This is a genomic window from Acinetobacter sp. YH12241, assembly GCF_013417535.1.
Lineage (GTDB): Bacteria > Pseudomonadota > Gammaproteobacteria > Pseudomonadales > Moraxellaceae > Acinetobacter.
This window is the reverse complement of record NZ_VPDQ01000005.1, coordinates 75706-102488: the sequence shown is the minus strand read 5'-3', so window position 1 is coordinate 102488 and position 26783 is coordinate 75706. Positions and strand designations below refer to the sequence as shown.

The window sequence follows — 26783 nt, the reverse complement described above, 5'->3', positions numbered from 1 at the left end:
TAAAGCTGTTTATAGGCCTGACATGGTCATGAGACTGGCATTGCCACCTGCAGCTGCGGTATTGATACTGATTGCACGTTCAATCACGAAACGCTCCACTGGAATCTCATAATTTCCAGAGCTTAAATGCGTGATACCTACAATAGCTCCTTGTCGTCTTGCAATACGTTGCTGCAAATCCATCAATGCAGTGGTCTCGCCATGATGCAGTACAGCCTCAAAATCACCTGATTCAATATCCTTGATGACTTTAATGGCTTTCACCACACTCGCGGGCATACTTTGCAGATACTTGAGTATAAAAGTATTGTCTGCCAGTACAGCTGGGCGGCTACCCACCGATAAAATTGCCAAGATTTGCTGAATCTGATCTACATCATTGTCTGCTAGAGAGAGCACACTCTCACGCGGCAAGATCATGTACTGATTCTCTTCACCCGTTGGACCTTGCAGGCTAAAGCTATGTCCCGTTGCAATCTGAGCTGGAGCATTCAACGAAATGCTTGAGAAAGTCTTGTTTACCCAAGTCTTAAAGTCCTGTATTACTGGATTTCCAAATGGTGCCTGAGCAGACTGCATTGCATAAGGCTGAGCCAGTTTCTTCTCAGACACCTGATGCATTAAACGGTAGATATAAAGTGGACCACCGGCTTTCGGACCAGTCCCAGACAGGCCTTCTCCGCCAAAGGGCTGTACACCCACCACAGCACCGACAATATTGCGGTTGATATACAGGTTGCCGACGTGCGCTTTTGAAATCACGGTCTGCATGGTTTCATCGATCCTGGTATGTAGTCCCATGGTCAGGCCATAACCTTTGCTGTTGATCTGATCCAATAACTGTGACAGTTCACCAGCTTTATAGCTAATCAGATGCAACACTGGACCAAAGACTTCACGTTCTAGATCATTCAAATTCGGCAGTTCAATCAAGGTCGGTGGAATAAAAGTCCCTTGAGCCAGATCAGAAGCATCTTGATTAAACATCAGCTGATGAACTTGATGACCTTTACTGCGCATCTGATCAATATGTTTCTGGATATTCTGCTGTGCTTCGGCATCAATCACTGGACCAATATCGGTTTTGAGTAGAACCGGATTGCCGACACGTAGCTGTTGCATGGCTCCTTGTAGCATCTTACGCACAGTATCTAGATTGTCTTCCTGCACACAGAGTACACGCAGGGCAGAACAGCGTTGACCGGCACTATCAAAGGCTGAGTTAACTACATCCAGTACAACCTGTTCGGTGAGTGCTGATGAATCTACGATCATGGCATTTTGACCGCCAGTTTCGGCAATTAAAGTGACGCTTTCGCCAAACTGATTCAGGCGTGCTGCGACAGTTTTTTGCAGAATCTTCGCTACTTCGGTTGAACCGGTAAACATGATGCCCTGGATGCGTGAATCTTGGCTGAGTTGAGCACCAATAGTTTCACCACGGCCCGGTAAGAGTTGCAACACATCTTGTGGTATGCCTGCTTCCCAGAGTATCTGCACAGCTTGAGCGGCAATCAAAGGAGTCTGTTCAGCCGACTTGGCAATCACGGTATTACCAGCAACCAATGCCGCCGAAATCTGTCCGGTAAAGATCGCTAACGGGAAGTTCCAAGGACTAATGCAGAGTACAGTTCCTAAAGGCTGAATATGTACATCATTAGACAGGTCCAGCATCTGGCCAGCATAGTAGCGTAGGAAGTCAATTGCTTCACGGACTTCCGCAATCGCATTTGCATAAGTTTTACCGGCTTCACGAGACAGTAGAACCATCAGTGGCAGCAAACGTTGCTGCATCAGGTCAGCGGCCTTATTGAGACAGGCTGCACGTTCATCCTTCGGCAAGTTGCTCCAGAAATGTTGAGCATTCACTGCCTGAGTCAGGGCAATTTCTGTCTGTTCAGTGGTGGCTTCATATACGGTGCCGACCACATCTTGATGCTGGGCAGGATTGATAACCTGTATAGCGTTGCTAGTATTTAGTTCTGAAAATGCAGTACCCATTGCAGCAGCCTGGAATTGGCTATTCGCCAAGTCAGTTGCAACTTCATTTAAGGCTTGCAGGTCTGCGTCATTGGCCAGATCCAAACCAGACGAATTTGATCGTAAAGTACCATATAAATCTTTTGGATAAGGGATTTGCGGATGTTTAGCACCTAAGGCATTTTCCTGTTGAGCTGCTTTTAAAATGGTTTGACGCGGATTCTCAATCAGGTCTTCGACTTTTAAATTCTTGTCGGCAATGCGATTCACGAAAGAGGTATTCGCGCCATTTTCCAGTAGTCGACGCACCAGATAGGCCAATAGGGTTTCATGGTTGCCGACTGGGGCATAGATCCGGCATGGAACACCGAGTTTTCCAGCAGCTTTGTCACCCACCACATTTTCGTATAGTGGTTCACCCATGCCATGCAGACACTGGAATTCATATTGACCAGCATAATAACGTTCTGGATTAGCGAGCTGATAGATAGTGGCAACGGTCTGCGCATTATGCGTCGCAAATTGTGGGTAAATATAGTCCGGCTCTGCCAGTAGTTTACGTGCGCAGGCAATATAGGATAGGTCAGTATGCACTTTACGGGTAAATACCGGATAATCAGACATACCTTCGATCTGGGCTTTCTTGATCTCGCTATCCCAATACGCACCTTTCACCAGACGAATCATCAGGCGTTTCTGGCTGCGTTTAGCCAGATCAATGATGTAATCCACGACATAGAAGCAGCGTTTCTGGTAGGCCTGAATCACAAAACCAATGCCTTTCCAGTTATTGAGTTCAGGTTCAAAACACAGGCGCTCTAAAAGCTCTAGGGAAATTTCCAGACGCTCAGTTTCTTCGGCATCAATATTCAGGCCGATATTATAGTTTTTCGCCAGAACTGCCAGATTCAGGACTTTGCTATACAGTTCATCATTGACGCGATCCATTTGCGAGCGCTGATAACGTGGATGCAGTGCAGACAGTTTGATGGAAATACCGGGACCGTTATAAACATCCTTATCTGTTGATGCCTTGCCGATAGCATGAATGGCGTCTTGATAGTCCTGATAATAACGCTCCGCATCTGGATCGGTCAGCGCTGCTTCACCAAGCATGTCATAAGAATATTGGAAACCTTTATCTTCTAGTCGTTCTGCATTTTTCAGGGCTTCATCAATGGTTTCGCCAGTGACAAACTGCTCACCCATCATGCGCATTGCGACGTCCACCGCTTTACGGATGATGCCACGGCCACTACGTGCTAAAAGACCGGTTAATAAACTCGACAGGCTTTTCTGCTGTGGTGTTTCCATCAGTTTGCCGGTCAGCATCAAACCCCAGGCTGCAGCATTCACGAACATCAGCTGGCTTTGGCCGAGATGTTCTTTCCAGTTGCCCTGATTGATCTTGTCGCGGATCAGCAGGTCACGGGTTGCTGTATCTGGAATACGCAGTAAGGCTTCTGCCAGACACATCAAGGCAATCCCTTCCTGAGAAGAGAGCGAAAATTCCTGAAGCAGTCCTTGTACGATACCGGCTTTACCGCCTGAGCCTTTACGCTCGCGCAGGGAATGTGCCAGATCAAACGCCAGGCGCTGAATTTTATCTGTCAGTTCTGAAGAAATTTCACTATGTTCCAGCAACGTTTCCACGCATTCGGATTCGGCGCGTCGCCATGCGGTATTGATGCGCTGTTCGTATTGGTTTTTATCCTTAAATTCAGCAATGTAATTTGATTGCTTCACTGCATTCGAGTGCGAATTCGGGCGTAATGTGGTGGACATAGTGACTTCCTGTACTGCGTCAATCGGTTCTTTGAGTTGAATGAGTTTTAATCTATAATCCCAAAATAATTGACGAATATCTCACTATAGTTTGTATCATTTTTAGAGAATAATTCTAATGAATAGCCCTTATTTAAGCCTTGACCGAATAGATATTCGCATCCTTGATTTGCTGCAGTCTGAATCGAAAATTTCCAATATTAAACTGGCGGAAATGGTGAATCTATCACCAACTGCGGTGCTGGCTCGTGTACAAAAACTAACCAAGGAGGGGTTTATTCTCGGTTATGAAGCGCGGCTCAATCCAATTATGCTGAATAACGGTTTTGTGGTCTTTGTCGAAATTCTGCTGGATAAAACCACACCGAATGTGTTGGAAGAATTTTCCGAGGCGGTACAGCATATTCCCGATATCGTGGAATGTCATATGATTAGTGGCGGTTTTGATTTTGTGGTGAAAATCCGCTGTGCCAATATGGATGAATTCCGAAAAATCTCCGGTGATATTTTGTGGCAATTACCGGGGGTAAAAGAAACCCGTAGTTATCCAGTAATGGAAGTGATCAAGGAAACCCAGCAGATCAAGCTGAAAATGCCGGCTAAAGCTAAGGTATAAATTCAGACAAAACAAAAGGGACACGAAGTCCCTTTTTAATTTGAAATAGAAAGATTATTTATTCATTTCAGCCATTTCTTTCTGATATTCGGCTTTTGCCAGTTCAAAACGATTAACGACATCGTGACTTGGCGCTTTATCCAATAGGCTCACAATCACGATACTTAGCGCTGCCAGAATAAAGCCCGGGATGATCTCGTACAGACTAGTATCACCCATATAATTTTTCCAGGCAATTACAGTCACGGCGCCCATCACCATTCCGACAATCGCGCCGTTGAGGGTCATACGTTTCCAGAACAGTGAGAAAATGATCAAAGGACCAAAGGCAGCGCCAAAGCCAGCCCAGGCATAAGCCACCAGACCCAGAACTTTACTGTTTGGATTGATGGCCAATGAAATTGCAATCAAGGCAATCACAATCACCATGCCACGACCGACCCAGATCAGTTCTTTTTGCGAAGCATTTTTACGTAGGAAACCCTTATATAAATCTTCAGTCAGGGTAGTCGAGCAAACCAGTAACTGACAGCTCAATGTACTCATAATCGCAGCCAGAATTGCCGCTAATATGATGCCTGCAATCCAAGGGTTAAACAGGATTTTGGTCAATTCCATAAACACGGTTTCAGGATTCTGGTTGACGATTGCAGCAGCAGGAAGGTCAGGATTTGCGGCAAAATAAGCAATCCCGATATAGCCCGCCGACATTGCACCCACCAGACACAGAATCATCCAGGTCATCCCGATTCGGCGTGCAGCTGGAATGGTTTTGACCGAATCTGCCGCCATAAAACGTACAAGAATATGCGGTTGACCAAAATAGCCTAAGCCCCAAGCTAAGCTAGAAATAATTGCCACAAAACTCAGCCCTTCCAGCATATTGGAGGCATGTGGACGGGCAGTTTCTAATAGAGTACCTACTTGTTGAGCATTATCACCCAATGCCAGATAGGTAATGATGGGTGTAATGAGCAGGGCAAAAATCATTAAGCCTGCCTGGAAAGTATCGGTCCAACTGATCGCCAGGAAGCCGCCAATACACACATACAGAATCGTGGCCACTGCACCGAGCCAAAGTGCTGTCGTGTAATCCCAGCCAAACAAACTCTCGAATAAACGTGCACCTGCGACCATGCCGGAAGCACAGTAAATTGCAAAGAACACCAAAATTACAATCGCAGAGAGTAAGCGTAGAATCCGCTTCTTATCCGAAAAACGACTGGTGAAATAATCGGGCAAAGTTAGGGCATTGTTCTGGTACTCGGTATGCGCCCGTAGACGGCCAGCCACCAGTAGCCAGTTGAACCAAGCGCCAATAATCAGACCAATCGCAATCCAGACTTCTGACAGACCGGAAAAATAGATGGCTCCGGGTAAGCCCATCAGCAGCCAGCCACTCATATCAGAGGCACCTGCGGAAAGCGCAGTCACTACACTGCCCAGACTTCGCCCACCCAGAATATATTCATCAAAATTGGACGTCGCACGATAGGCATATAAACCGATCCCAATCATGGCGACGATATAAAACATAAAAGTAATCAGTGTTGGGTTAAGCGAGCTCATAGGCAGAGTATCCTTAAATTTTGAACATCATCATCCGGGATGATTTTTGAACTGCATTCACAGGGCAGTGATTCAAACATAGTTTAAAAATTACACTCTGTAACAATTGAGCAGCTTTTGTGTATATTTTGTGTAAATTAAGAATTTTCTAATAAAAATGAAGAATTAGTAGAGGGTTATAAAATACAAAGTTACACATGGTTTTGAAGAAAAATAAATAATTTTAATAAACAGTTAAATCCATTGAACTTTTGTATTCTAATTACACATTTTTACAAAAATAACAACAATCTCGAATTAGACATATTTTGTTTCAAATCCTGCTTAAATCACTTCTATTTGTTTTTAGGGCCTCTCTTCATAGTGAATGAATGCCATTCTGAATGGTGCATCATTGCTAAGAGTAATATGACATGGACAATATGTTGCAAATAGAATCAAGTCGAATTGAACAGGATTTATTGGGGAAAAAACAAATTCCCCAGCACAGCTATTATGGTATTCATACTTTGCGTGCGATTGAGAATTTTCAGATCTCAGGTCTGGCAGTAGGTCAGCAAGCACACTTTATTCGCGCATTGGCGCAAGTTAAAAAAGCAGCAGCACAAACGAATTTACATTTTCAGAAAATATCAGAACAACAAAGTATTGCTATTCAACAAGCCTGTGATGAATTGATTCATCAACCTCAGGACTGGCAGGAAGCATTTCCGCTTGATCCTTATCAGGGGGGAGCCGGTACTTCTATCAATATGAATGCAAACGAGGTCATTGCAAATCGGGCACTAGAATTGCTCGGGCATCGTAAAGGCGATTACCATATCCTGCATCCAAATGATCATGTGAATACTTCACAATCAACCAATGATGTCTATCCCACGGCATTACGTCTAGCGACTTATACACGTCTGGATGAACTGCTTCATGTACAAAAATCGTTGATTGATACTTTATATAGCAAGGCATCAGAGTTTCAGTATGTGATCAAGATGGGGCGTACCCAGTTACAGGATGCGGTTCCAATGACCCTGGAACAGGAATTCCGTGCTTTCGCAACCTTATTAAAAGAAGACCTGAAGCTGATTGAGCAAATGCGTCAGTTATTGCTGGAAGTAAATTTGGGTGCAACCGCCATTGGAACCGGCGTGAATACTCCAGATGGTTATGCCAAACATGCAGTACAAACTTTAACGAAAATTACTGGCCTACCTTTAAAAGGCGCGGAAGATTATGTCGAAGCGACCAGCGATTGTGGCGTGTTTATTATTCTGTCCAGTAGTCTGAAACGTCTGGCTGTTAAATTATCCAAGATCTGTAATGACTTGCGTCTTTTAAGTTCTGGTCCACGTACCGGTCTGGCGGAAATCCGTTTGCCAGAATTGCAGGCAGGTTCTTCTATCATGCCAGCCAAGGTCAATCCGGTCATTCCAGAAGTAGTCAATCAGATTGCATTTCGTGTGATTGGTAATGACCTGACTGTGACAATGGCAGCAGAAGCAGGGCAATTACAGCTTAATGTCATGGAGCCGGTCATTGCAGTATCTCTGAATGAATCCATCCAATTATTAACTCAAGGTATGCAGACCCTACAGCAAAAATGTATTGCTGGAATTCAGGCCAATGAACAGAACTGTTTAAATGCAGTGATGCGCAGTATCGGGATTATCACCTTACTGGAACCACTTTTAGGTCATGCCACTTGTGATGAAATTGGCAAGCAATGTATTCGTGAAAATAAAACTGTACCCGAAGTGGTGCTGGAACTGGGTTTGTTAAGTGAAATTCAGCTGGATGAAATTTTTGCCTTTGAAAATCTGGTTTCAGAAGTCCCAATGATGAATCAATGGGAACAGGTATCCTGAAAGTTTAAGGATGAGTTCAATATAGACCCGTACTGATTTTAACCATTTGCCTCAAATTCCGACTGTGGGTTTGAGGCATTTTCATCTAGACTATATCGATGACACAATGAATTGAGTGCATAGCATGTTTGATAAAATCAGCAACTTATTTAAATCAAATAAACCTGATCCGGCTCAGATTTTTCTGGAAGAGAATCATATCCAATATGTAGAAGGGATCGGCTATATTGTGGATGGGATTAATTTAAATGAGGAGCTGGGCGAGCGGCTGGAATATTTGTCTAACCGACGCATGAAAACTTTTGATGATTTAAAAGCGCTATATTCAACTGCAATGATCATTAATGAAAAAATTGATCTGGAAATTGCCAATCAGCGTTTTAATGCAAGATTAGGAAATACTGAAGAAAACCTGCTGCAATTCAAAGCAATTGTGAAAAAGTTGAATGACTATTATCGTAACTTTTTACGTAATAAAAAATAACGGAATCATAGGCTGATTTTATCCTATGCAGTCAATCTGTAACGACTGCATAAAAATAACGAAATAGCACCAGATCATCGTGATAGTATAAGCTTCATGTTGTTTAGACTTTAAAGCTATATACATGTTCCAACAAGAAATTTCCCAACTTAATTTAACAAAGCTCAAGGCAGGCGAGAAACGCTGGTTAGGCAATCTGCAAGGCTCGTCTACTGCATTATTGCTGAAAGAAATTATCAAGCAGCAACGATCGCGTCTATTTGTTATTGTTGCGCGTAATAACCAGCATTTGGGTCAACTGGAAAGTGAACTGGAATTTTATGGGATTAAACCGACCATATTTCCAGACTGGGAAATTTTGCCTTATGACCGTCTGTCACCGCATCAGGATATCGTCTCTGAACGTCTGGCAATTTTATCTAATATGCCCCAAGGTGGCGTATTGTTGCTGGCAGCTTCTACATTGGCACAGCGTGTTGCACCTACTTCATGGGTGCTGGGTGAACACTTCGATATTCGAGTCGGGCAAAAGCTGGATCTGGAACAGCAAAAGAAAAAACTGATTCAGGCTGGTTATCATCTGGTCGACACCGTTTATGACCATGGTGAATTTGCAGTTCGCGGTAGCATTATCGATATATATGCTTCAGGTCAGGATGCACCAATCCGGATTGACCTGTTCGATGATGAAATTGAAACCCTGAAATTTTTTGATCCGGAAACGCAACGTACTACGCAAACTCTAGAACAATTTACCGTATTACCTGCACAAGAATTTCCACTGAAGGAGGGTCGTGCTACTTTCCGTGACCGTTATGCAGAATTTTTCCCCACAGCTAATCCAAAGAAAAATCCAATTTATCAGGATGTAATGGATGGCATTGCTTCACCGGGAATTGAGTTCTACTTGCCTTTATTCTTTAGTCATGAAGCGATGCAAGGGCAAAGTACCTTAATTTCATACTTACCAAAGAATGGCATTGTCATTACAGATAAGGCGTTGGAGCAGAGTTTAGAACAGTTCTGGCAGGACGTAACTCGCCGTTATGAAGATCGCCGCCATAATATTGATCAGCCGATTCTGCCGCCTGAAGCACTGTTCTGTCCGACCAATCAGCTTTTAGAACAGCTAAATCAGTTTAGTCGCATCATTGCGGCACAAGAAGCTTTTGATGAGAAAGCCGGCGTGATTAATCTGGATACCCAGTTACCACCACGCTTGCCTGTTGATCCAAAACGTGAAAAGCCCTTTACCGAAGTCAAAAAATATATTGATGCGGCCGATCATCCGGTTTTACTGGTTGCTGAAAGTGCCGGTCGTCGTGAAACCTTAAAAGATGCGCTGCGCCCAAGTCTGGGCGATATTCCGACTGTAGAAAACTTTGATTCTTTTGTCGAATCTTTGCATGCGATTGCGATTACCAGTGCGCCATTGGAACGTGGTCTGGTTCTGACAAATCGGATCAGTGTGATCTCGGAAAATCAGCTTTACGAACATCGTGTAGTCCAGCGTCGTCGCAAGCGTCAGCAGGAAGTGTCAGAAGAATTCCTGATCCGCAGTCTGACCGAGCTAAGCATTGGTGCACCAGTGGTACACATTGATTATGGTGTAGGACGTTATGCAGGCTTAATTACTTTAAGTATCGATGATCAGGACCATGAATTTCTGCAACTGGACTATGCTGAAGGCGCTAAAGTCTATGTGCCGGTGACTAACCTGCATCTGATCAGCCGCTATAGTGGTGGCGATCCAGATCTAGCACCTTTACATAAACTGGGTACAGATGCCTGGAATAAAGCCAAGCGTAAAGCTTTGGAACAGATTCATGATGTCGCAGCCGAGTTATTACATATTCAGGCACGTCGTTCATCTAAGCCGGGGATCAGTTTTGAGGTTGATCAAAGTCTGTATATGCAGTTTGCTAGCGGCTTTGCTTATGAAGAAACACCGGATCAGGCCAATGCGATTGAAGCCACACTATATGATATGCAACTGGCAAAACCAATGGACCGTCTGGTCTGTGGTGATGTCGGTTTTGGTAAAACTGAAGTCGCCATGCGGGCAGCCTTTGTCGCAGTTCAAAATAACCGTCAGGTTGCGGTATTAGTGCCTACCACTTTGCTGGCACAACAGCATTATGAATCTTTTAAAGACCGTTTTGCGGACTGGCCAGTTCGGATTGAGGTGCTTTCCCGTTTCGGTTCATCTAAAGCGCATACCAAAACGATTGAGGATTTAGCGGATGGCAAAGTCGATATTGTCATCGGCACCCATAAGCTTTTACAGGAAAATGTCCAGTTCCATAATCTGGGACTGATGATTGTCGATGAAGAACATCGTTTCGGGGTGCGTGATAAAGAACGTATTAAAGCCTTGCGTGCCGATGTGGATATGCTGACCCTAACAGCAACGCCAATTCCACGTACCCTGAATATGGCCTTTAGTGGTATGCGTGATCTGTCCATTATTGCAACACCACCAGCACGCCGTCTGGCTGTAAAAACTTTTGTGCAGGAACATACCAGCGACACCATTCGAGAGGCGATTCTGCGTGAATTACTGCGTGGTGGTCAGGTCTATTTCCTGCATAATGAAGTCGATACCATTGACCGTGCTGCAGAAAATATCCGGAATCTGGTGCCTGAAGCGCGTGTCATTGTGGCACATGGTCAGATGCGAGAACGTGAGCTTGAGCAGGTGATGCAGCAGTTCTATCACAAGGAATACAATGTTTTGGTGTGCTCGACTATTATCGAGACCGGGATTGATGTGCCGAATGCCAATACCATTATTATTGAGCGTGCAGACAAGCTCGGTCTTGCACAGTTACACCAGTTGCGTGGTCGGGTTGGGCGTTCGCATCACCAGGCCTATGCCTATCTGTTAGTGCCATCCCTAAAAGCCTTAAAAGGTGATGCAGAAAAACGTCTTGAAGCGATTCAGCGTGCCTCTACGCTGGGTGCAGGCTTTATGCTGGCTACCGAAGATCTGGAAATTCGCGGTGCAGGTGAACTTCTAGGTGAGCAGCAAAGTGGTTCGATGCAGGCGATTGGTTATAGCCTGTATATGGAAATGCTGGAAAAGGCGACTAAAGCGATTCAAAAAGGTAAAACGCCGAATTTTGATGCGCCATTGTCTTTAACTGCGGAAATCAACCTGCATATGCCAGCCCTGATTCCGGATGATTATCTGGGTGATGTACATCAGCGGCTGCTGTTCTATAAACGCATCAGTAATACCGATACTCAGGAAAAACTCGATAATATCCGTATGGAACTGATTGACCGTTTTGGCATTCCTCCGCAACCGGTTAAACAATTATTTGCTGTGCATCAGCTGCGTCTTAAAGCCGAGCAGCTGGGCATCACTAAAATTGACATTGGTGGGCAGGGCGGCCATATCGAATTTGCACCAGATACGCCAGTTCAGGCCATGAGTATTATCCAGATGATGCAGAAACATCCGACCTATTTCAGGATGGAAGGCGGCCAGCGATTAAAAGTGATGGTGATGCTGGAAGATTATCAAAAACGAATCCAGTTCATCAGTGATTTACTGGATAGCCTATTAAAAGAGCTAAATTAATAGTTTTAGATTTCATGGAATATGAAAATTCACGCTATATTTCATTTTTATAAATATAGTGTGGATATCAGCTTGTTTTCATATGAAATTATTTAAGTTAATAGTTTGCCGTTTTGCCCTTCACAATTCATACAAAATTGCCCTAAAGCGCCCGCTTACAATACTCAGCCGCAATTGTATATGGTAGTATTAGCCATCATTCTAATTTTGCATCATTTATAAAGATATGTTTAGTTTGCATCCACAACTTGCTCAAGATACGTTTTTTGTAGGCGACTTTCCTTTATCAACATGTCGTTTGATGAATGATATGCAATTTCCGTGGTTGATTCTGGTTCCGCGTGTACCAGGCATTACCGAATTATATGAATTGAGCCAAGCTGACCAAGAGCAGTTCTTACGTGAGTCAAGCTGGTTATCTAGCCAGTTAGCGCGTGTATTCCGTGCCGACAAAATGAATGTCGCAGCTTTGGGCAATATGGTGCCACAACTGCATTTTCATCATGTGGTGCGTTATCAAAACGATGTGGCATGGCCTAAGCCGGTATGGGGCACTCCAGCAGTTCCTTATAGCAGTGAAGTATTGGCACATATGCGTCAAACCTTGATGCTGGCTTTACGCGGTCAAGGGGATATGCCATTTGACTGGCGGATGGACTAAGCGTTGACATACATTTTATGGTCCATTCAGGATTCTGGACTTTAAGAGAGTAATTGAGTGCAATTAGACGACTGGATTCATCAGGAACCGAAACAGTTTGAATATTTCCATCGGATGATGGGATATATCATGCTGTCTCTGGTTCTGATCGTCTATCACTACACGGAACCAGACACTAATTACCAGATTTTTGTTCCGTTGTTTCTGGCACTGGTCTTGGTGGTCACACCAAAATTATCCCGATGGATAATTTATAAATATGACTATAATTTAAAACGTAATTTCTTCTTTGTTCTAGATGTGATTATCGTATCAGTTGTACTTGCAGCTGTGCATCTGGATCTGGTGTTGTCTCTACTGGCAGTGGTCACATTGCTATATACCGCCATTAATAACAAGATTTCGTTCATGATGGTGTCACTGGCTGGCCTGATTGGCACCATGATCTTTTATCTGTCTACCATTGGCATTTTTGGGTTTACCAGCTATTTCAGTCCCACCAGTACCGAACTCACCGTACTAGGTTTCATCTGTTTGATTACTTATTTTGGTGTCGGAAATTTCTATCAAAGCGGTCGTATGCAATATATGACCCAAAAGAAAAATCATTATTTTGACCAGATGAACCGTTATATGGAATTTGCTAACCAGCTCAGCCGTTATGCGCCAGTGCAGTTATGGCAATCCATCATGAAAGGCGAGTCTGAAGCTAAGATCGAATACAAACGTAAAAAACTCACGATTTTCTTTTCGGATATTCAGGGATTTACAGAGCTTTCTGAAACTCTGATTCCGGATGATTTGGCTTTCCTGTTGAATGACTACTTAAGCCATATGACTGAAATCGCCAAGAAATATGAAGCAACGGTCGATAAGTTCATGGGGGATGCCATCCTGATCTTCTTTGGCGATCCGCACTCTGATGGTGTAGAGCAGGATGCTAAAAATTGTCTGGAAATGGCGATTTCAATGCGTCAGCAAATGAAATTACTACGCGAACGCTGGATTAAAATGGGTTATCCGCCATTACATATCCGTATGGGGATTTCGACCGGTTATTGTCACGTGGGGAACTATGGCGCCAATCACCGTATGGCCTATACCATTGTTGGTCGTGATGCTAATTTGGCTGCACGCTTACAAAGTGCTGCGGAAGTTGATGAAATCCTGATTTCTGAAGATACCCATAACCTGATCAAAAATGATTATCTATGTGCACCTAAAAAGCCAATTTTCCTGAAAGGGATTAAGGCGCCGGTACGCACCTGGCAAGTGATGGAAAAATATGCCTTCCAGAAAGTTGAATATCAGCGCTGGTTTGATTATGAATATAAAGGTTTCCATTTACTGTTAAATCTGGATGAAGTGCAAAACTATGATTATCCAGAGTTGCTGCATGTGCTGGAGAAAATGATTAAACGCATTCAAACCCAACAGCAACTGACCAACTCTCAAGGAATTGTGAAATTAAAACTTGAAGATGAAGTCATTGAACCTTTGTCTGCTGAAGAAGCATTTCGAGCAGCTGAACGATCAAAAGTCATCTAATTTTTATGATTTAAATAAATGATAAAGACCATAAAAAAAACCACGCCTAAGCGTGGTTTTTTGATTGCAGAATCTTAGTGATTTTCTGAAGCATGGTTGATGGTATATTTTGGAATTTCAACTTCCAGATCTTCATCCACAATCTTCACTTGGCAAGACAGACGAGAGTCGGGTTCTAAACCCCAAGCACGATCGAGCAAGTCAGCTTCGACATCATTCATGTCTTCAAGGCTGTCGAAACCGCGACGGACAATTACGTGGCAAGTAGTACATGCACATGACATATCACATGCATGTTCAATCTTGATTCCGTTTTTCAGCATGCTTTCACATAGATTGGCATCTTGTTCAACTTCAAACTCAGCGCCTTCAGGGCAAATTTGCGCATGTGGAAGAACTTTAATACGTGGCATAGTCTTTACCTTAAATTAGTTTGAGTTTGACCAATCGTCGAGTTTAGTGCCTTTAAGGGCAGCATCAATATGTTGATTCATGCGCAGAGCAGCAAATGCATCACTATGTATTTTAAGCTGTTCTACTGCAGATTCAATGGCTTTGATATCTGTGCCTTGTAGCTCGGACTCAAGTCGTGCTTGCGCAGCAGTCAGTTCTGCCAATTGCTGTTCATTCATCAATTGAGCATCTACTTTCAGTGCCTGAACCAGTGCTTCAAGTTCACGTTGTGCTTCCACCTTGGTTTCCTGTAGATGACGAAGATTTTTGTCTTCTTCAGCAAACTGATAACCTTCTAACAGCAGACGTTCAGTATCTTCACTCGACAGACCGTAAGATGGTTTGATATCAATTTGTGCAGTCACACCTGAAGTCATTTCTTTGGCAGAAACGGTTAATAAGCCATCCGCATCCACTTGGAAAGTCACTTCAATGCGTGCCTGACCTGCGGTCATTGGAGGAATGCCATGCAGGACAAAACGGCCCAAGCTGCGGCAATGTTCTACCAGATCACGTTCACCTTGTACCACATGAATCAGCATAGCAGTTTGGCCATCCTGATACGTCGTAAATTCCTGGCGACGTGCGACTGGAATCGCGGTATTACGTGAAATCAGACGCTCAACCAGACCGCCCATGGTTTCCAGACCAAGAGAAAGTGGAGTCACATCTAATAATAATGATCCATCTTTGCTGTTACCAATGAGCTGATTCGCTGTAATTGAAGCACCAATCGCAACCACTTCATCCGGGTTAATGGTGCATAGAGGCTCTTGGTTAAACACATCACGTACTGCTTTTTGCACGGCGTACGAGCGGGTAGAACCACCTACAAGCACCACATTCTGAATATCATCAAGTTCCAGCTTGGCATCACGCATGACACGCTTACAAACGCTGATGGTTTTATCCAAAGCAACCTTGATGATTTCTTCAAAAGTCGGGCGATCTAAAGTCAGGCTTTGATCAAGCAGCTTTAATTCAACTGAGTCTGCATCAGATAATGCTTCTTTAGCTTTACGCGCAGCAGTAATGAAATGCGCATATTCAGCATCATCTAGGGTTTCGATATTAAGCTGTTTTTTAGCCCATTTTAAAATCAGACGATCCAGATCGTCACCACCTAGAGCAGTATGGCCACCAGTCGCTAATACTTCGAACACACCTTGAGAGAAACGCAGAATGGATACGTCAAAGGTACCGCCGCCCAAGTCATAAATCACATAGTTGCGATCTGTGCTCAAGTTGGTTTCCTGATCCAATCCATAAGCCACCGCAGCAGCTGTTGGTTCATTCAATAAACGCAGAACGTTTAAACCGGCCAGTTGCGCGGCATCACGTGTTGCCTGGCGTTGTGCTTCATCAAAGTATGCAGGAACCGTAATCACGGCACCATTAATCTCATTTTTTAAGCTGGCTTCAGCACGTTCTTTAAGCTGCTTTAAAATTTCCGCAGAAATTTCAACTGGCGTTTTACGACCTTGTGCAGTTTCAAATGCCGGCATTTCATTCGCTTCGCCCACCAAGGCATAAGGATGCTGGAATTTAATATCTGCTTGGGAGCGACCCATAAAACGTTTTACGGATACAATCGTATTTTTAGGATCGGTGGTAATAAAAGGTTTGGCATCATCGCCATATTCAGTGCTTTGTGCTGCATAATGAACGATAGAAGGAAGTAACACACGACCTTGTTCATCTTTGAGTACTTTGGCTTGACCTGAAAGAACCGTGGCAACCAAAGAGTGGGTGGTGCCTAAATCGATACCAATCGCAATGCGGTGTTCATGTGGTGCACTTGATTGACCTGGTTCTGCAATCTGCAAGAGAGCCATAGTGTTACATCCTTTGCACGTTAAAATTAAATAGAAAAATTAAAATTCATCATCAAGATCAAAGCTGTCATCATCTAGGAAACGGTCTTCCGCTTTGTCGATGTCCGCCATGACTTTAACAAAGAAACGCAGTTTACGCACAGTATCGCGAGCTTCACTCCAGTCTTCATCTTCATAGTCGATTTTGAACTCACGAACCAGACCATCAATCCATTGCTGAACTTCAACTTTCAGAGAGGAAAGATCTTCAGCCGATGAGGCTTCATCTAATTGTTCACGAATTTCCAGTGCATCCTGAAGAAATTCAAAATCGCTAATAGACTGATCCAGATGATAGTCCTGTTTTTTTAAAGACAGTAAATAAGCTGCACGGCTATCAACCGCTGATAAAGCCTTGAATGCCTGGTTGATCTCGCTTGATTTAATCAAAGCCTGATCTTTATCTTCAGCTTTATCGGGGTGATATTGTTGCTGCAACTTTAAAAACTCTGCTTTTAAAGTGGCTAAATCAATATCGAGTGCTACAGGAAGATTGAACAACTCAAAATGATTCATGGGAGATAGAGTCCGCGATTAATATGCAAAAATGATTAAGCTTGATGACAATTAAAATAACTGCCTAAATGCAATTAAAACAGTGTATTTCACACTGTTTTAATGCTGAAAAAAGAGAATTATTGCTGCAATCAGACAGTGAATGACTCACCACAACCACATTCGCCTTTTTTATTTGGATTGTTAAATTCGAAGCCTTCGTTCAAGCCGTTTTTTACGTAGTCCATTTCTAGACCTTCGAGATAAACCAGACTTTTTGGATCTACGAAAACTTTAACACCAAACTGTTCAAAGACCTGGTCATGAGTATCGACTTCGTCGACAAACTCAAGAACATAAGCAAGACCAGAACAGCCTGAAGTTTTCACACCAACACGAATGCCTTCACCCTTACCGCGACTTTTGAGGTAATTGCTGATATGAGTTGCTGCATTTTCAGTTAAGTGGATCATGAAAACTCCGTGAATCTTTCTTTAAAAAACGAATGATTAAGCTTTAGACTTCTTGTTACGGTAGTCTTCAACAGCCGCTTTAATTGCATCTTCAGCCAGTACAGAGCAGTGCACTTTTACTGGTGGAAGAGCCAATTCATTAGCGATATCAATGTTTTTGATCGCTTGTGCTTGGTCTAAGGTTTTACCTTTTAACCATTCAGTCACTAATGAACTTGATGCAATTGCAGAACCGCAACCATAAGTTTTAAAACGTGCTTCTTCAATCACGCCTTCATCATTTACCTGGATCTGTAAACGCATTACGTCACCACAAGCAGGTGCACCGACCATACCAGTACCAACGTTTTCTGCATTTTTGTCTAAAACACCAACGTTACGTGGGTTTTCGTAATGATCAATTACTTTTTCGCTATAAGCCATGTTGCTTCTCCAAAACTCGGGGTCAGCCTTAATATAAATATGGGGATTAAAAATTTTTTATCAATGAGATAGCAGCGTAAATACAGCTATCTCAGAATCAAAAATTAGTGCTCAGCCCATTCAACTGTAGAAAGGTCGATACCTTCTTTGTACATATCCCAAAGCGGAGAAAGTTCACGTAATTTCTCAACAGCAGCTTTAGTGATATTTAAAACGTGATCGATATCTTCTTCAGTGGTGTACTTACCAAAGCTGAAGCGGATCGAACTGTGTGCAAGCTCATCAGAAAGACCTAATGCACGAAGTACATAAGATGGTTCAAGTGTTGCAGATGTACATGCTGAACCTGAAGATACCGCTGCATCTTTCAGTGCCATCATCAATGATTCACCTTCAACAAAATTGAAACTTACGTTTAAGTAGTTTGCAACGTTTTGAGTTGGGTGACCGTTCAGGAATACCTGTTCAAGACCTTGTAAGCCATTCCAAAGCTTGTCACGAAGGACACGTAAACGAGCTTGTTCAGACTGTAAATTTTTGCCTGCAAGTTCAAATGCTTCACCCATACCAACGATCTGGTGAGTTGCAAGAGTACCAGAACGCATACCACGTTCATGACCGCCACCATGCATTTGTGCTTTTAGACGTACACGTGGTGAACGACGTACGAACAGGGCACCAATACCTTTAGGACCATAGATTTTATGTGCAGAGAAGCTCATCAAATCGACTTTCAATTGAGAAAGATCGATTTCAACTTTACCCGCAGCCTGTGCAGCATCAACGTGGAAGAAAATCTTTTTCGCACGGGTGATTTCACCAATCGCAGCAACATCAGTTGTCGTACCGATTTCGTTGTTTACCATCATCAGGGAAACAAGAATGGTATCCGGACGAATCGCTGCTTCAACCATTTCTGGGGTAATTAAGCCAGTTTTTGGTTGCGGCTCAAGATAAGTAATCTCAAAACCTTCAGACTCTAGCTCACGACAAGTATCCAAAATTGCTTTATGTTCAATTTTAGAAGTGATGATGTGTTTGCCTTTAGATGCATAGAACTGAGCCACACCTTTCAATGCAAGGTTGTCAGATTCAGTTGCACCTGAAGTCCATACGATTTCACGCGGATCAGCTTTTACTAAATTCGCCACTTGTTCACGGGCGTATTCAACTTTTTCTTCCGCTTGCCAGCCATAAGCATGTGAACGAGATGCTGCATTACCGAAGGTGCCTTCGAAAGTTAAGCATTCCATCATACGTTCTGCAACTTGAGGATCTACCGGAGTTGTTGCTGCATAGTCAAGATAAATCGGACGTTTCATGTCAAATACCTGTAACCGATAAAAGGGCTGAATCAATGTTTGCTGAATTTTGGCGTAATGACACGGTTTGTACGTTGTCACGGGCTACAAGGTCAGCAAGGGTGATTTTTGCAAGATAATCGGCAATGTGGTGGGAGAGTTCTTGCCATAAATCATGAGTCAAGCACATCGCGCCATTTTGGCAGTTGCCTTTATGGTCACAGCGAGTCGCATCGACTGTTTCGTTTACAGCTTCAATAATTGCTAACACAGTAATTTCATCTGCGCTGCGTGCTAAATGGTATCCACCATTGGCGCCGCGAACACTCGAAACTAGACCATGACGTTTTAGTTTCGCAAATAACTGCTCGAGATAGGCAACAGAAATAGTTTGACGTGCTGCAATTTCAGCAAGCGTGATCGTTTGTTCAGATGGCTGCAAAGCTAAATCAAGTAGAGCAGTCACTGCGTAGCGACCGCGAGTGGTTAGGCGCATGATTCGATACACATGGTTAGACTAGATGTGTAGATTTTATGAATCCCGACTAAATTAGTCAAGTTATTTTTGTGAATGGCGAGCGTATTTAATTTTCTGAAAATGAAAGAATTACGCGCTGATCCAATTATACACTAATAACGCAATCAAAAGTACTGTGATTATACTAAAGACCATATTGATCCGCTTTTGACGGCGTTCCATACGTTTAATGCGGTTGCGATACTGTTTAACTTCAACTTGCAGGCTATTAATTTTAGAACGCTGATCTTCAATTTTCTTTAATAAAGGCGCAATACGTTTTCTTGATGAAACAATATCGGTCTCATCTGCCGGTGGTTCAGATAACCAGTGTTTCCAGTCGGACAATACTTTAGGTAAGGCAAATAAAGTCAGTAAATCACGGAACTCGTCTTTTAAAACCTGATTCCCATCAATACGCATCGCACGAATGCTTCTGCGATTGCCAAAGATAAAGATCTTAATCAGATCCATTAAAGTAGTGCGAACATCCAGATCAATAACTCTGCCTGGTGCTTTATAGTCAAATAACAGCCCGTCTTTGGTAAACTGAACATAGAAATCAAAATATGGAATATAACTATTGATTTTTATTGTAATATTCTCATCTACAAACTTCTTCGCCTGAAGAGCAACAACACGGTCATGTTTGAGAATGAACGTGAATATTGTTTCTAAAACGATTAAAGTCATCGTAAGCAACAAATGTGGTTGATTTTGACTTTGTTGCGATTCACTCATATATAAAACCAATCCTTACCTGAAAATTAAAATGAAAAAGCATCCTGCTGAGTAAAAGATTTCAGGGTTAAATCAAATTAGACTTGAAATAAAGTGCTTTGTAGAACAGTTTAGCAAATCTATCAAGCCCTTAATTTGCTATTATGCGGTGATTTTGTAGATAATTTTATGATATTTGCATAGAAAATAAGCAGGAGTCGTGTACATGGATAAAACAAAAACGACACAAGATACAGATCAGGAATTGATTGAAAAACCAGTGAAGAGTAAGTCAAAGTCTGCTTCAGAGCGACGTTCAATGCTGGACTTTCGTAAATATACCAAGCAGATCTGGTTGGCTGGCCTTGGGGCATTTTCCCGGGCAGAGGAAGAAGGCAATAAACTGTTTGACTCGCTGGTCAAGGTCGGAGAAGAGCTAGAATCCAAAACAGTCGATATTGCAGATCAAACTGTGGAAAAAGTCTCCGAAAAAGCACGCGAATCTGTGACAGATACCAAAGATAAGGTTGAAAAACTGATCGACAACTCTGTTCATCATTCCTTGAATCGTATAGGATTAGTCACACTGAAGGATGTACAACATCTGGAGCGTTTAATTCTTCAGTTGCATGCCAAGGTTGATGAATTGACCTTGCAGCAAGAAAAAATACAGAAAGAATTATCGGAAAAAATACACACAAAATGATTTTCTTCATAATTCAATGTTTTTTTCGCATATATTTTGAAAAAAAAGAGGTTTATAAGTATTGCGTTTATACCTAAAGCATTGCTATAAAGGCGTTATGGTAGTTTAAACAAATTCTTGGACCTTAAATAAACGATATTAAGAGGACGTAGTTTTCATGAATAAATCAGAATTAATTGATGCAATTGCAGAGAAAGGGGGATTATCTAAGGCTGACGCAGGTAAAGCTTTAGATGCTACAATTGCTTCTGTTACTGAAGCTTTAAAAGCGGGTGATACAGTAACTCTAGTTGGTTTCGGTACTTTCGGCGTTAAAGAGCGTGCTGCACGTACTGGCCGTAATCCACAAACTGGTGCTACTCTTGAAATTAAAGCAAGCAAAGTACCTAGCTTCAAAGCAGGTAAAGGCTTAAAAGACGCTGTTGCTTAAGCTGCTTCAATCCTAAAACGCGCCTTCTTTGGCGCGTTTTTTATTGATAGATTTAATTGTTTTGATTAACACATTCATTCAATGGGTTTTTTCGGTTAAAATCCTCTGCAAATAAAATATTGGAATACTTATGGAATCTTTTCGTAAAGTTATTAAGGGTTGGTTGGGCAAGGTCTTGCTCGTTCTGTTTTTAACCCCTTTAGCGCTTGTAGGTATTGAAGGATATTTTAGCGGCGGGAATTCTGATGCAGCAAAATCAGTCAATGGAACTGATATCTCTAAACAAGAATTAGAGTCACTGACAAAATCATTCAAACAACAATACTTAAGTTATGCCAATGGTGATGAAACCTTATTAAATCAAAGCTTCATCGATCAAAAAGCGATGGATACCCTGGTTGCGCGTACCTTGCTTTTGCAACAGGCTGAAAAACTGGGGATTAGCCTGAGTGACCAGCAAATTGCACAAATGATTTCTCAGCAGCCTTCTTTCCAGGAGAATGGCAAATTTTCTAATGCTTTATATGAAAATTACCTGAAATCAATCGGCATGACTAACAATGCTTTAGTAGAAAGTTTACGTAAAGACCATGCACTGAAAATGCTGTCTTCTACTTTTATGGATTATCCATTGGTCAGTCCGGTTGAAATGCAGCAAATTGCAGATCTGCAAACTGAACAGCGTCATATTCATATCGCTAGCGTGAATCTGGACAGCTATAAAAAAGCAGTAAAAGTATCAGAAGCTGATATTGCAGCATATTATGAAAAGCACAAATCCCAGTTCAAGCAACCGACTAGCGTTGATGTGGATTATGTGGTGATCAAGCCGAGCAATATTGATACTGCCAATGTAGCGGTCACTGATGCAGAATTGCAGGAAGCTTATAATAAATTTGTGGCTGACCAGAAGCAGAATGTGAAACCAGAGGTTAAACATATTCTGGTGACTGCAGATAGTCGTAGCGATGCTGAAGCCAAAAAATTGGCAAGCGAAATTGCAGCTAAAATCAAAGCTGGTAGTACTTTTGCACAAGTAGCAGCTCAATATTCTGAGGATCCTGAATCTAAGTCTAAAGGCGGTGCTATTGCTGTCTATGAAAAAGGCGTGTTCGGTACTACCTTTGATCAGACTGTTGCATCCTTAAAATCTGGTCAAGTTTCAGCGCCTGTTAAAACAGATTATGGCTACCATATTATTTCAGTCCAATTGCCTGATGTAGCAGTTCCATCTTTTGAATCTCAAAAAGCACGTTTATCTGAAGAAGTATTGGCAGCGAAAAAATCTAATGCATTCTCTGATACGGTAAACAGTCTGAATGACATGGTCGTAAGTGCGGACTCGCTAGATGTTGTTGCTCAGGAAGTGAAGGGTGTTCAGGTTCAGAAAGCAAATAGTGTGACACTTGCGACACGTGATCCATTGCTAAGTGATGCGGCTGTCAAAGTTAAACTGTTTAATGATGACGTGAAAAATGGCGACCGTAATGCATCTTCAAGCATTCAGTTAGCCAATGGTGATGTGGCTTGGGTAAAAGTTCGCAATTATCATGCAGCGGGTGAGCAGACACTGGCAGAAGCTAAACCAGCAGTAAAAGCAAAACTGATTCAAGATAAAGCATTTGTTGCGGCTAAAGCTGAAGTTCAAACTGCATTGAATGAATTTAAAACCAAGCCTGCAGCATCAGTTGCGAAAGGTAAACTGGTATTCGAAGATGCAGGCATTTATACACGCGCAGAAGGTCTGCTTAAGCGTGATGTACAACGTGCAGCATTTAGCGTACCAGCGCCTAAAGCAGGTCACTGGTCAGTAACGACAGCAAATATGCCAAATGAATTGGTGGTTGTGGCAGTTTCTGAAGTGAAGAAAAATCCGATCGATGTTTTAAGTGCAGAGCAACGTAGTGAGCTGGTGAAATTGTATCAACAGCTTCGTGGTCAACAAGAATTTGATGATTATACGCGTTACTTAAAATCTCACGCAAAAATCAAATAAGATTCGCTTTTAAAAAACCAGCCTACGGGCTGGTTTTTTATTTTCTTAAGTAAGAAATAATATCCAAAATAAGAAGAGAGCATATAACTCTCTTCTGAAATCCGGTCATTTTATTCCGCTCTAAAAATTAGCTCATAACCTGTATATTTACGGATATTAATCACACCAGTATCCAGAATCAGATATTGGCCTTTAATCCCTTGTAGTTTGCCTCGGATCACTGGAGTTTTATCTAAATTGTGAGATTTGATTTTTTCTGGATATTGCTCTACCGGATAGATGAACTCACGTGGTAATTCCTTATCCAAAACTTCAATATTCTCATTAAACTGCAAATTCTGATTAAACTCTTCACGGATAGTTTGGATTTTCGGTGCAAATTCTTCAATCAGCTGATCGCGAACCTCAATCAGATTTAAAGGTTCCGCTTCACCTTTGAGTAATTTACGCCAGTCGGTTTTATCTGCGACCTGAGTACCAAACATCACTTCCAGTTTACCGGAAAGACGGCGAGAACCCACTTTCATGATAGGAAGGGCTTGAGTTGCACCTTGATCCAGCCAACGAGTCGGCATTTGATTGATACGGGTGATTCCGACTTTCAATGCACTAGAATTGGCCAGATAAACAATATGTGGCTGGAAGCAGACATTCTGTGCAAACTCATCTTCCCGGCAAGTACCTAAATGATAATGGCAGGTTTCTGGTTTCATGATGCACATATCACATGACGCTTTAGTTTTAAAACATTTAAAACAGTGGCCTTGTGAGAATGATTTAGAAGTTTTTTTGCCGCAAGAAACACAATAGATATTTCCTGTCCATTCAATCTCGATTTCCTGACCTAACTGGAATGGAAGGTTAATTTCTGATCCATTTAATATTAATTTATATTCAACATTTGCCCGCTGGGTATTTTGATCAGTTACACTAAGGTCTGTAAGACCGACGTGCATTTTATGGCAAATGCCCTGAAGTTCCATAAAAAATTACTCAATTAAATCATAAGGATGTAGTCATGGCTGAACAGAATGTCATCACTTCAATGCTAGACGATTTCGCCAAGGAACAGCCAATTCATACTGCTATTTGTATCGGGCAGGATTTGACCCAATCTCAGTTTCAGCAATCTATTCAATGGCACTATTTTAACGTATCTGAGGTTTTAAATCTGCCTTTTCAACAGCGTTATGACCTGGCAGTAGTGATGCTGGACACTCCTGAAACCTTAGCATTGTCAGAACAGCAGAAGAGTCAAATTCTGGTTAAAATGCGTGATTTATTTGCAAAACGTCTGGTGGTGGTGAGTCGCTTGCAGGATGAAAAACTGCTCAGGTCTTTAGGTCTGACCCAGTTGATTGACAAGACGGTTCATGGGGCAGATTTTGCACTCTGGCAATTCAATATTTTGACCTATAAACATGTGCCAGACTGGTTTAACTCTAAATTCTGGGCTAACCCTGAAAACTGGGATAAATATCGCTGGTAAAATTGGAAAGCTAGGAAGGACTTATATCAGTATTGCAAATATTAACAAAATCCTGCATGGAAAATATGAGCCCAGACTCTATTCTGTAGAGAAGGTGTATACAGGAATGAGTTATGACCAATCTTAGTAGTATTGTGGAAATGCTGGCCAAGCAAGCTTTAGGAAATAACCAAGCCCAATCCCAGCAGCGTTCATCCCAGCAAGGGGGATTGGCAGATATTCTTGGATCAGTATTGGGTCATATCAATAATGCCAATCAGCAAAACCAGAACCCAAATCAGCAGCATCAAAACTCACAACAGCAAAACAAGCAAAATGGCCTAGGTGCAATTTTAGGTTCTGTACTCAGCCAGCTCGGAGGTGGGAGCCAATCTTCCGCTCGACCAAGTTCTGGACTGGGTGGCAGTTCAACAACAAAGACTTTATTGATTGCTGTCTTGCCACTGGTCTTGGCCTGGATTCAGAAACAGGGCGGTTTGCAAGGAGCATTGGATAAGCTCAAAGGACAAGGTCTAAATAGCCAGGTTGATGACTGGGTATCTACTGGTCCAGGTGAAAATGCCAATGTCGATCCGCAGCAGGTGCAAAACCTGTTTGATGATCAGGAAGTGGAACAGGTCGCACAAGAGACACATGTGCCTAAGCAGGATGTCTATAGCGCCATTTCTCAGGTCTTGCCGCAGATTATTGATTCACTGACACCACAAGGTGAGCAGACCAGTAAACAGGAAGCCAATAACGATATTCAGAATGTATTGAATATGGTCTCAGGCGTGTTTAAAAAATAAATCTATCTATCCAATAAAAATCCCGGGTTTAGCCGGGATTTTTTCTATTGAACTGCATGAACTTTAAGCTTCTTCCAGATTCAGGCTAAAGAGTCGGTTAGATTTACAGATCTTCTTGGCCACATAGTGTGATTTTCTAAGACGGATTAAAATAATCTGAGACTGAAATTCCAGTTCGCCAAATTCAGGTTCGACCTGAACATAGTGTAACTGACCATACTCATCCCGAACTCGCGCTTGGGCAGAAAACCCGGGACGGGCATTACCGCTCGAAATCGTGGCTAAACGGCCTAACAGGTTTACATCATTCTTTTTATATTTAGGTGGAATGACCTGATCCAGACAATGAATCATAAATACGGTAAAGAAAATCGCAATGATCAATGCCGGTAGAATGATGTAATAGGCAGGTAAGAAATGATATTCCTGTGAATAGATCAGAAATTGAAGCAAATAGCCGGCAAAGCTAAAATTCATCAGGAAGAAAAAAACAATCAGGGTTTTGGAAAATTTGACATTTAGCCATTCAACATTCTGAAAGTCATACGGAGAAATGCGTTTCAGGAGTTGACTGGGTTTAAGCTTAAAATAGAAGGCAACTGTTTTTGCCATGCCAAGCAGAATGATGAACAATAAACTGAGATGAAATGGCATCAGGTTATAGTCAAGTAAAAACTCAGGCATGGCAAAATCCGTTTTAGCTATTATTCTGAAAGATAAATTCCGCCATCAGAATGCACGGTAATATCAACTTTTTCAAGTGATTGACCTTGGCAAGGTCCAGAAATACATTCACCGCTTTCGACTACGAACAGCGCGCCATGAGTAGAGCATTCAATAAACTCCTGATCACGGTCTAGAAATTGGTTTTCCAGAAATTCCAGTTCTACCTGTAAATGTGGACAAATATTCTGGTAAGCATAAAACGAACCATCACGCTGGGTGATAAAAATTGTATCCCCATTCGGAAGTTCAAAAGAGCGCGCTTCACGCTCTGGAATATCGTCAGTCATGCAAATTTTTAACA

Annotated in this window: 24 protein-coding genes; 11 read left to right on the top strand and 13 right to left on the bottom strand. The window is 42.3% G+C overall.

Translation table 11 applies throughout. From position 1 onward, the window contains the following. Positions 1-9 precede the first annotated feature (9 nt). Positions 10-3765 (bottom strand): trifunctional transcriptional regulator/proline dehydrogenase/L-glutamate gamma-semialdehyde dehydrogenase, encoded by a 3756-nt coding sequence (gene putA / locus FTV18_RS04735; protein WP_180017702.1) that lies wholly within the window; start codon positions 3763-3765, stop codon positions 10-12. Positions 3766-3883: 118 nt separating this feature from the next. On the opposite strand from putA, the gene FTV18_RS04730 reads away from it, so the two are divergent. Then, positions 3884-4381: an Lrp/AsnC ligand binding domain-containing protein gene (locus FTV18_RS04730; RefSeq protein WP_004786082.1), complete on the top strand. Its 498-nt coding sequence runs from the start codon at positions 3884-3886 to the stop codon at positions 4379-4381. Between the two features lie 54 nt (positions 4382-4435). On the opposite strand, the gene putP is transcribed toward FTV18_RS04730, so the two are convergent. Continuing rightward, entirely contained in the window at positions 4436-5950 is a 1515-nt protein-coding gene (gene putP, locus FTV18_RS04725) for a sodium/proline symporter PutP (protein ID WP_180017704.1), read from the bottom strand. A 413-nt stretch (positions 5951-6363) separates the two neighbouring features. Between putP and aspA the strand changes: the two genes are divergently transcribed. The 5 genes from aspA (at position 6364) to FTV18_RS04700 (ending at position 14091) form a co-directional block, all read left to right on the top strand. Then, a complete protein-coding gene (gene aspA, locus FTV18_RS04720; protein WP_180017706.1) occupies positions 6364-7812 on the top strand; it encodes an aspartate ammonia-lyase in 1449 nt (482 codons plus the stop codon). 124 nt (positions 7813-7936) lie between these two features. Continuing rightward, positions 7937-8296 carry a hypothetical protein gene (locus FTV18_RS04715; protein WP_180017708.1) on the top strand — a complete coding sequence of 120 codons (360 nt, stop codon included), beginning with the start codon at positions 7937-7939 and terminating at the stop codon, positions 8294-8296. A 124-nt stretch (positions 8297-8420) separates the two neighbouring features. Then, a complete protein-coding gene (gene mfd / locus FTV18_RS04710; RefSeq protein ID WP_180017710.1) occupies positions 8421-11882 on the top strand; it encodes a transcription-repair coupling factor in 3462 nt (1153 codons plus the stop codon). Between the two features lie 226 nt (positions 11883-12108). Then, positions 12109-12543 (top strand): HIT domain-containing protein, encoded by a 435-nt coding sequence (locus FTV18_RS04705; protein ID WP_004786072.1) that lies wholly within the window; start codon positions 12109-12111, stop codon positions 12541-12543. A 57-nt stretch (positions 12544-12600) separates the two neighbouring features. After that, the gene (locus FTV18_RS04700) at positions 12601-14091 is read left to right on the top strand and encodes an adenylate/guanylate cyclase domain-containing protein (RefSeq protein WP_180017713.1); all 1491 of its coding nucleotides are present in this window, start codon (positions 12601-12603) and stop codon (positions 14089-14091) included. Positions 14092-14165: 74 nt separating this feature from the next. Here FTV18_RS04700 and fdx read toward each other — a convergent pair whose 3' ends face one another. The 8 genes from fdx to FTV18_RS04660 form a co-directional block, all read right to left on the bottom strand. Continuing rightward, positions 14166-14504, bottom strand: coding sequence for an ISC system 2Fe-2S type ferredoxin (gene fdx, locus FTV18_RS04695; protein WP_004786069.1), 339 nt, complete (start codon positions 14502-14504; stop codon positions 14166-14168). A gap of 15 nt (positions 14505-14519) precedes the next feature. Then, the gene (gene hscA / locus FTV18_RS04690) at positions 14520-16379 is read right to left on the bottom strand and encodes a Fe-S protein assembly chaperone HscA (RefSeq protein WP_005235361.1); all 1860 of its coding nucleotides are present in this window, start codon (positions 16377-16379) and stop codon (positions 14520-14522) included. A gap of 39 nt (positions 16380-16418) precedes the next feature. Next, the gene (gene hscB, locus FTV18_RS04685; RefSeq protein ID WP_104426170.1) at positions 16419-16934 is read right to left on the bottom strand and encodes a Fe-S protein assembly co-chaperone HscB; all 516 of its coding nucleotides are present in this window, start codon (positions 16932-16934) and stop codon (positions 16419-16421) included. Positions 16935-17065: 131 nt separating this feature from the next. Then, positions 17066-17386 (bottom strand): iron-sulfur cluster assembly protein IscA, encoded by a 321-nt coding sequence (gene iscA / locus FTV18_RS04680; RefSeq protein ID WP_004786063.1) that lies wholly within the window; start codon positions 17384-17386, stop codon positions 17066-17068. A 36-nt stretch (positions 17387-17422) separates the two neighbouring features. Beyond that, the gene (gene iscU / locus FTV18_RS04675) at positions 17423-17809 is read right to left on the bottom strand and encodes a Fe-S cluster assembly scaffold IscU (protein WP_004786061.1); all 387 of its coding nucleotides are present in this window, start codon (positions 17807-17809) and stop codon (positions 17423-17425) included. Between the two features lie 104 nt (positions 17810-17913). Beyond that, positions 17914-19131 (bottom strand): IscS subfamily cysteine desulfurase, encoded by a 1218-nt coding sequence (locus FTV18_RS04670; protein WP_166136649.1) that lies wholly within the window; start codon positions 19129-19131, stop codon positions 17914-17916. Position 19132: 1 nt separating this feature from the next. Next, the gene (locus FTV18_RS04665) at positions 19133-19606 is read right to left on the bottom strand and encodes an Rrf2 family transcriptional regulator (protein WP_004786058.1); all 474 of its coding nucleotides are present in this window, start codon (positions 19604-19606) and stop codon (positions 19133-19135) included. Positions 19607-19717: 111 nt separating this feature from the next. Next, the gene (locus tag FTV18_RS04660; protein ID WP_104426168.1) at positions 19718-20368 is read right to left on the bottom strand and encodes a hypothetical protein; all 651 of its coding nucleotides are present in this window, start codon (positions 20366-20368) and stop codon (positions 19718-19720) included. A 205-nt stretch (positions 20369-20573) separates the two neighbouring features. Between FTV18_RS04660 and FTV18_RS04655 the strand changes: the two genes are divergently transcribed. From FTV18_RS04655 to FTV18_RS04645, 3 genes are all read left to right on the top strand, one after another. Continuing rightward, a complete protein-coding gene (locus FTV18_RS04655; RefSeq protein WP_034170344.1) occupies positions 20574-21053 on the top strand; it encodes a phasin family protein in 480 nt (159 codons plus the stop codon). A gap of 157 nt (positions 21054-21210) precedes the next feature. Next, positions 21211-21483, top strand: a complete 273-nt coding sequence (locus tag FTV18_RS04650) for an HU family DNA-binding protein (protein ID WP_004786051.1) — start codon at positions 21211-21213, stop codon at positions 21481-21483. 130 nt (positions 21484-21613) lie between these two features. Next, positions 21614-23479: a SurA N-terminal domain-containing protein gene (locus FTV18_RS04645; RefSeq protein WP_180017715.1), complete on the top strand. Its 1866-nt coding sequence runs from the start codon at positions 21614-21616 to the stop codon at positions 23477-23479. Positions 23480-23589: 110 nt separating this feature from the next. Here the strand turns inward: FTV18_RS04645 and FTV18_RS04640 are convergent, their stop codons facing one another. Next, a complete protein-coding gene (locus tag FTV18_RS04640) occupies positions 23590-24462 on the bottom strand; it encodes a DUF2797 domain-containing protein (protein ID WP_180017717.1) in 873 nt (290 codons plus the stop codon). A gap of 35 nt (positions 24463-24497) precedes the next feature. On the opposite strand from FTV18_RS04640, the gene FTV18_RS04635 reads away from it, so the two are divergent. Continuing rightward, the gene (locus FTV18_RS04635; protein WP_004786043.1) at positions 24498-24968 is read left to right on the top strand and encodes a DUF6231 family protein; all 471 of its coding nucleotides are present in this window, start codon (positions 24498-24500) and stop codon (positions 24966-24968) included. Positions 24969-25081: 113 nt separating this feature from the next. After that, positions 25082-25756 (top strand): YidB family protein, encoded by a 675-nt coding sequence (locus tag FTV18_RS04630; protein ID WP_180017720.1) that lies wholly within the window; start codon positions 25082-25084, stop codon positions 25754-25756. A gap of 63 nt (positions 25757-25819) precedes the next feature. Here the strand turns inward: FTV18_RS04630 and FTV18_RS04625 are convergent, their stop codons facing one another. Beyond that, a complete protein-coding gene (locus tag FTV18_RS04625) occupies positions 25820-26440 on the bottom strand; it encodes an OB-fold-containig protein (protein ID WP_005235372.1) in 621 nt (206 codons plus the stop codon). A gap of 20 nt (positions 26441-26460) precedes the next feature. Continuing rightward, complete coding sequence (locus FTV18_RS04620; protein WP_373684488.1) at positions 26461-26769, bottom strand: Rieske (2Fe-2S) protein; 309 nt, start codon at positions 26767-26769, stop codon at positions 26461-26463. Between the last annotated feature and the right edge of the window lie 14 nt (positions 26770-26783).

Coding starts and splice junctions, on each gene's coding strand:
- iscA (WP_004786063.1), bottom strand. CDS start 17,386: ATGATCCACTTAACTGAAAATGCAGCAACTCATATCAGCAATTACCTC.
- FTV18_RS04660 (WP_104426168.1), bottom strand. CDS start 20,368: ATGAGTGAATCGCAACAAAGTCAAAATCAACCACATTTGTTGCTTACG.
- FTV18_RS04650 (WP_004786051.1), top strand. CDS start 21,211: ATGAATAAATCAGAATTAATTGATGCAATTGCAGAGAAAGGGGGATTA.
- FTV18_RS04665 (WP_004786058.1), bottom strand. CDS start 19,606: ATGCGCCTAACCACTCGCGGTCGCTACGCAGTGACTGCTCTACTTGAT.
- FTV18_RS04655 (WP_034170344.1), top strand. CDS start 20,574: ATGGATAAAACAAAAACGACACAAGATACAGATCAGGAATTGATTGAA.
- FTV18_RS04620 (WP_373684488.1), bottom strand. CDS start 26,769: ATGACTGACGATATTCCAGAGCGTGAAGCGCGCTCTTTTGAACTTCCG.
- putP (WP_180017704.1), bottom strand. CDS start 5,950: ATGAGCTCGCTTAACCCAACACTGATTACTTTTATGTTTTATATCGTC.
- aspA (WP_180017706.1), top strand. CDS start 6,364: ATGGACAATATGTTGCAAATAGAATCAAGTCGAATTGAACAGGATTTA.
- FTV18_RS04635 (WP_004786043.1), top strand. CDS start 24,498: ATGGCTGAACAGAATGTCATCACTTCAATGCTAGACGATTTCGCCAAG.
- iscU (WP_004786061.1), bottom strand. CDS start 17,809: ATGGCTTATAGCGAAAAAGTAATTGATCATTACGAAAACCCACGTAAC.
- hscB (WP_104426170.1), bottom strand. CDS start 16,934: ATGAATCATTTTGAGTTGTTCAATCTTCCTGTAGCACTCGATATTGAT.
- FTV18_RS04625 (WP_005235372.1), bottom strand. CDS start 26,440: ATGCCTGAGTTTTTACTTGACTATAACCTGATGCCATTTCATCTCAGT.
- mfd (WP_180017710.1), top strand. CDS start 8,421: ATGTTCCAACAAGAAATTTCCCAACTTAATTTAACAAAGCTCAAGGCA.
- FTV18_RS04640 (WP_180017717.1), bottom strand. CDS start 24,462: ATGGAACTTCAGGGCATTTGCCATAAAATGCACGTCGGTCTTACAGAC.
- FTV18_RS04705 (WP_004786072.1), top strand. CDS start 12,109: ATGTTTAGTTTGCATCCACAACTTGCTCAAGATACGTTTTTTGTAGGC.
- FTV18_RS04730 (WP_004786082.1), top strand. CDS start 3,884: ATGAATAGCCCTTATTTAAGCCTTGACCGAATAGATATTCGCATCCTT.
- FTV18_RS04630 (WP_180017720.1), top strand. CDS start 25,082: ATGACCAATCTTAGTAGTATTGTGGAAATGCTGGCCAAGCAAGCTTTA.
- FTV18_RS04645 (WP_180017715.1), top strand. CDS start 21,614: ATGGAATCTTTTCGTAAAGTTATTAAGGGTTGGTTGGGCAAGGTCTTG.
- putA (WP_180017702.1), bottom strand. CDS start 3,765: ATGTCCACCACATTACGCCCGAATTCGCACTCGAATGCAGTGAAGCAA.
- fdx (WP_004786069.1), bottom strand. CDS start 14,504: ATGCCACGTATTAAAGTTCTTCCACATGCGCAAATTTGCCCTGAAGGC.
- FTV18_RS04715 (WP_180017708.1), top strand. CDS start 7,937: ATGTTTGATAAAATCAGCAACTTATTTAAATCAAATAAACCTGATCCG.
- hscA (WP_005235361.1), bottom strand. CDS start 16,379: ATGGCTCTCTTGCAGATTGCAGAACCAGGTCAATCAAGTGCACCACAT.
- FTV18_RS04670 (WP_166136649.1), bottom strand. CDS start 19,131: ATGAAACGTCCGATTTATCTTGACTATGCAGCAACAACTCCGGTAGAT.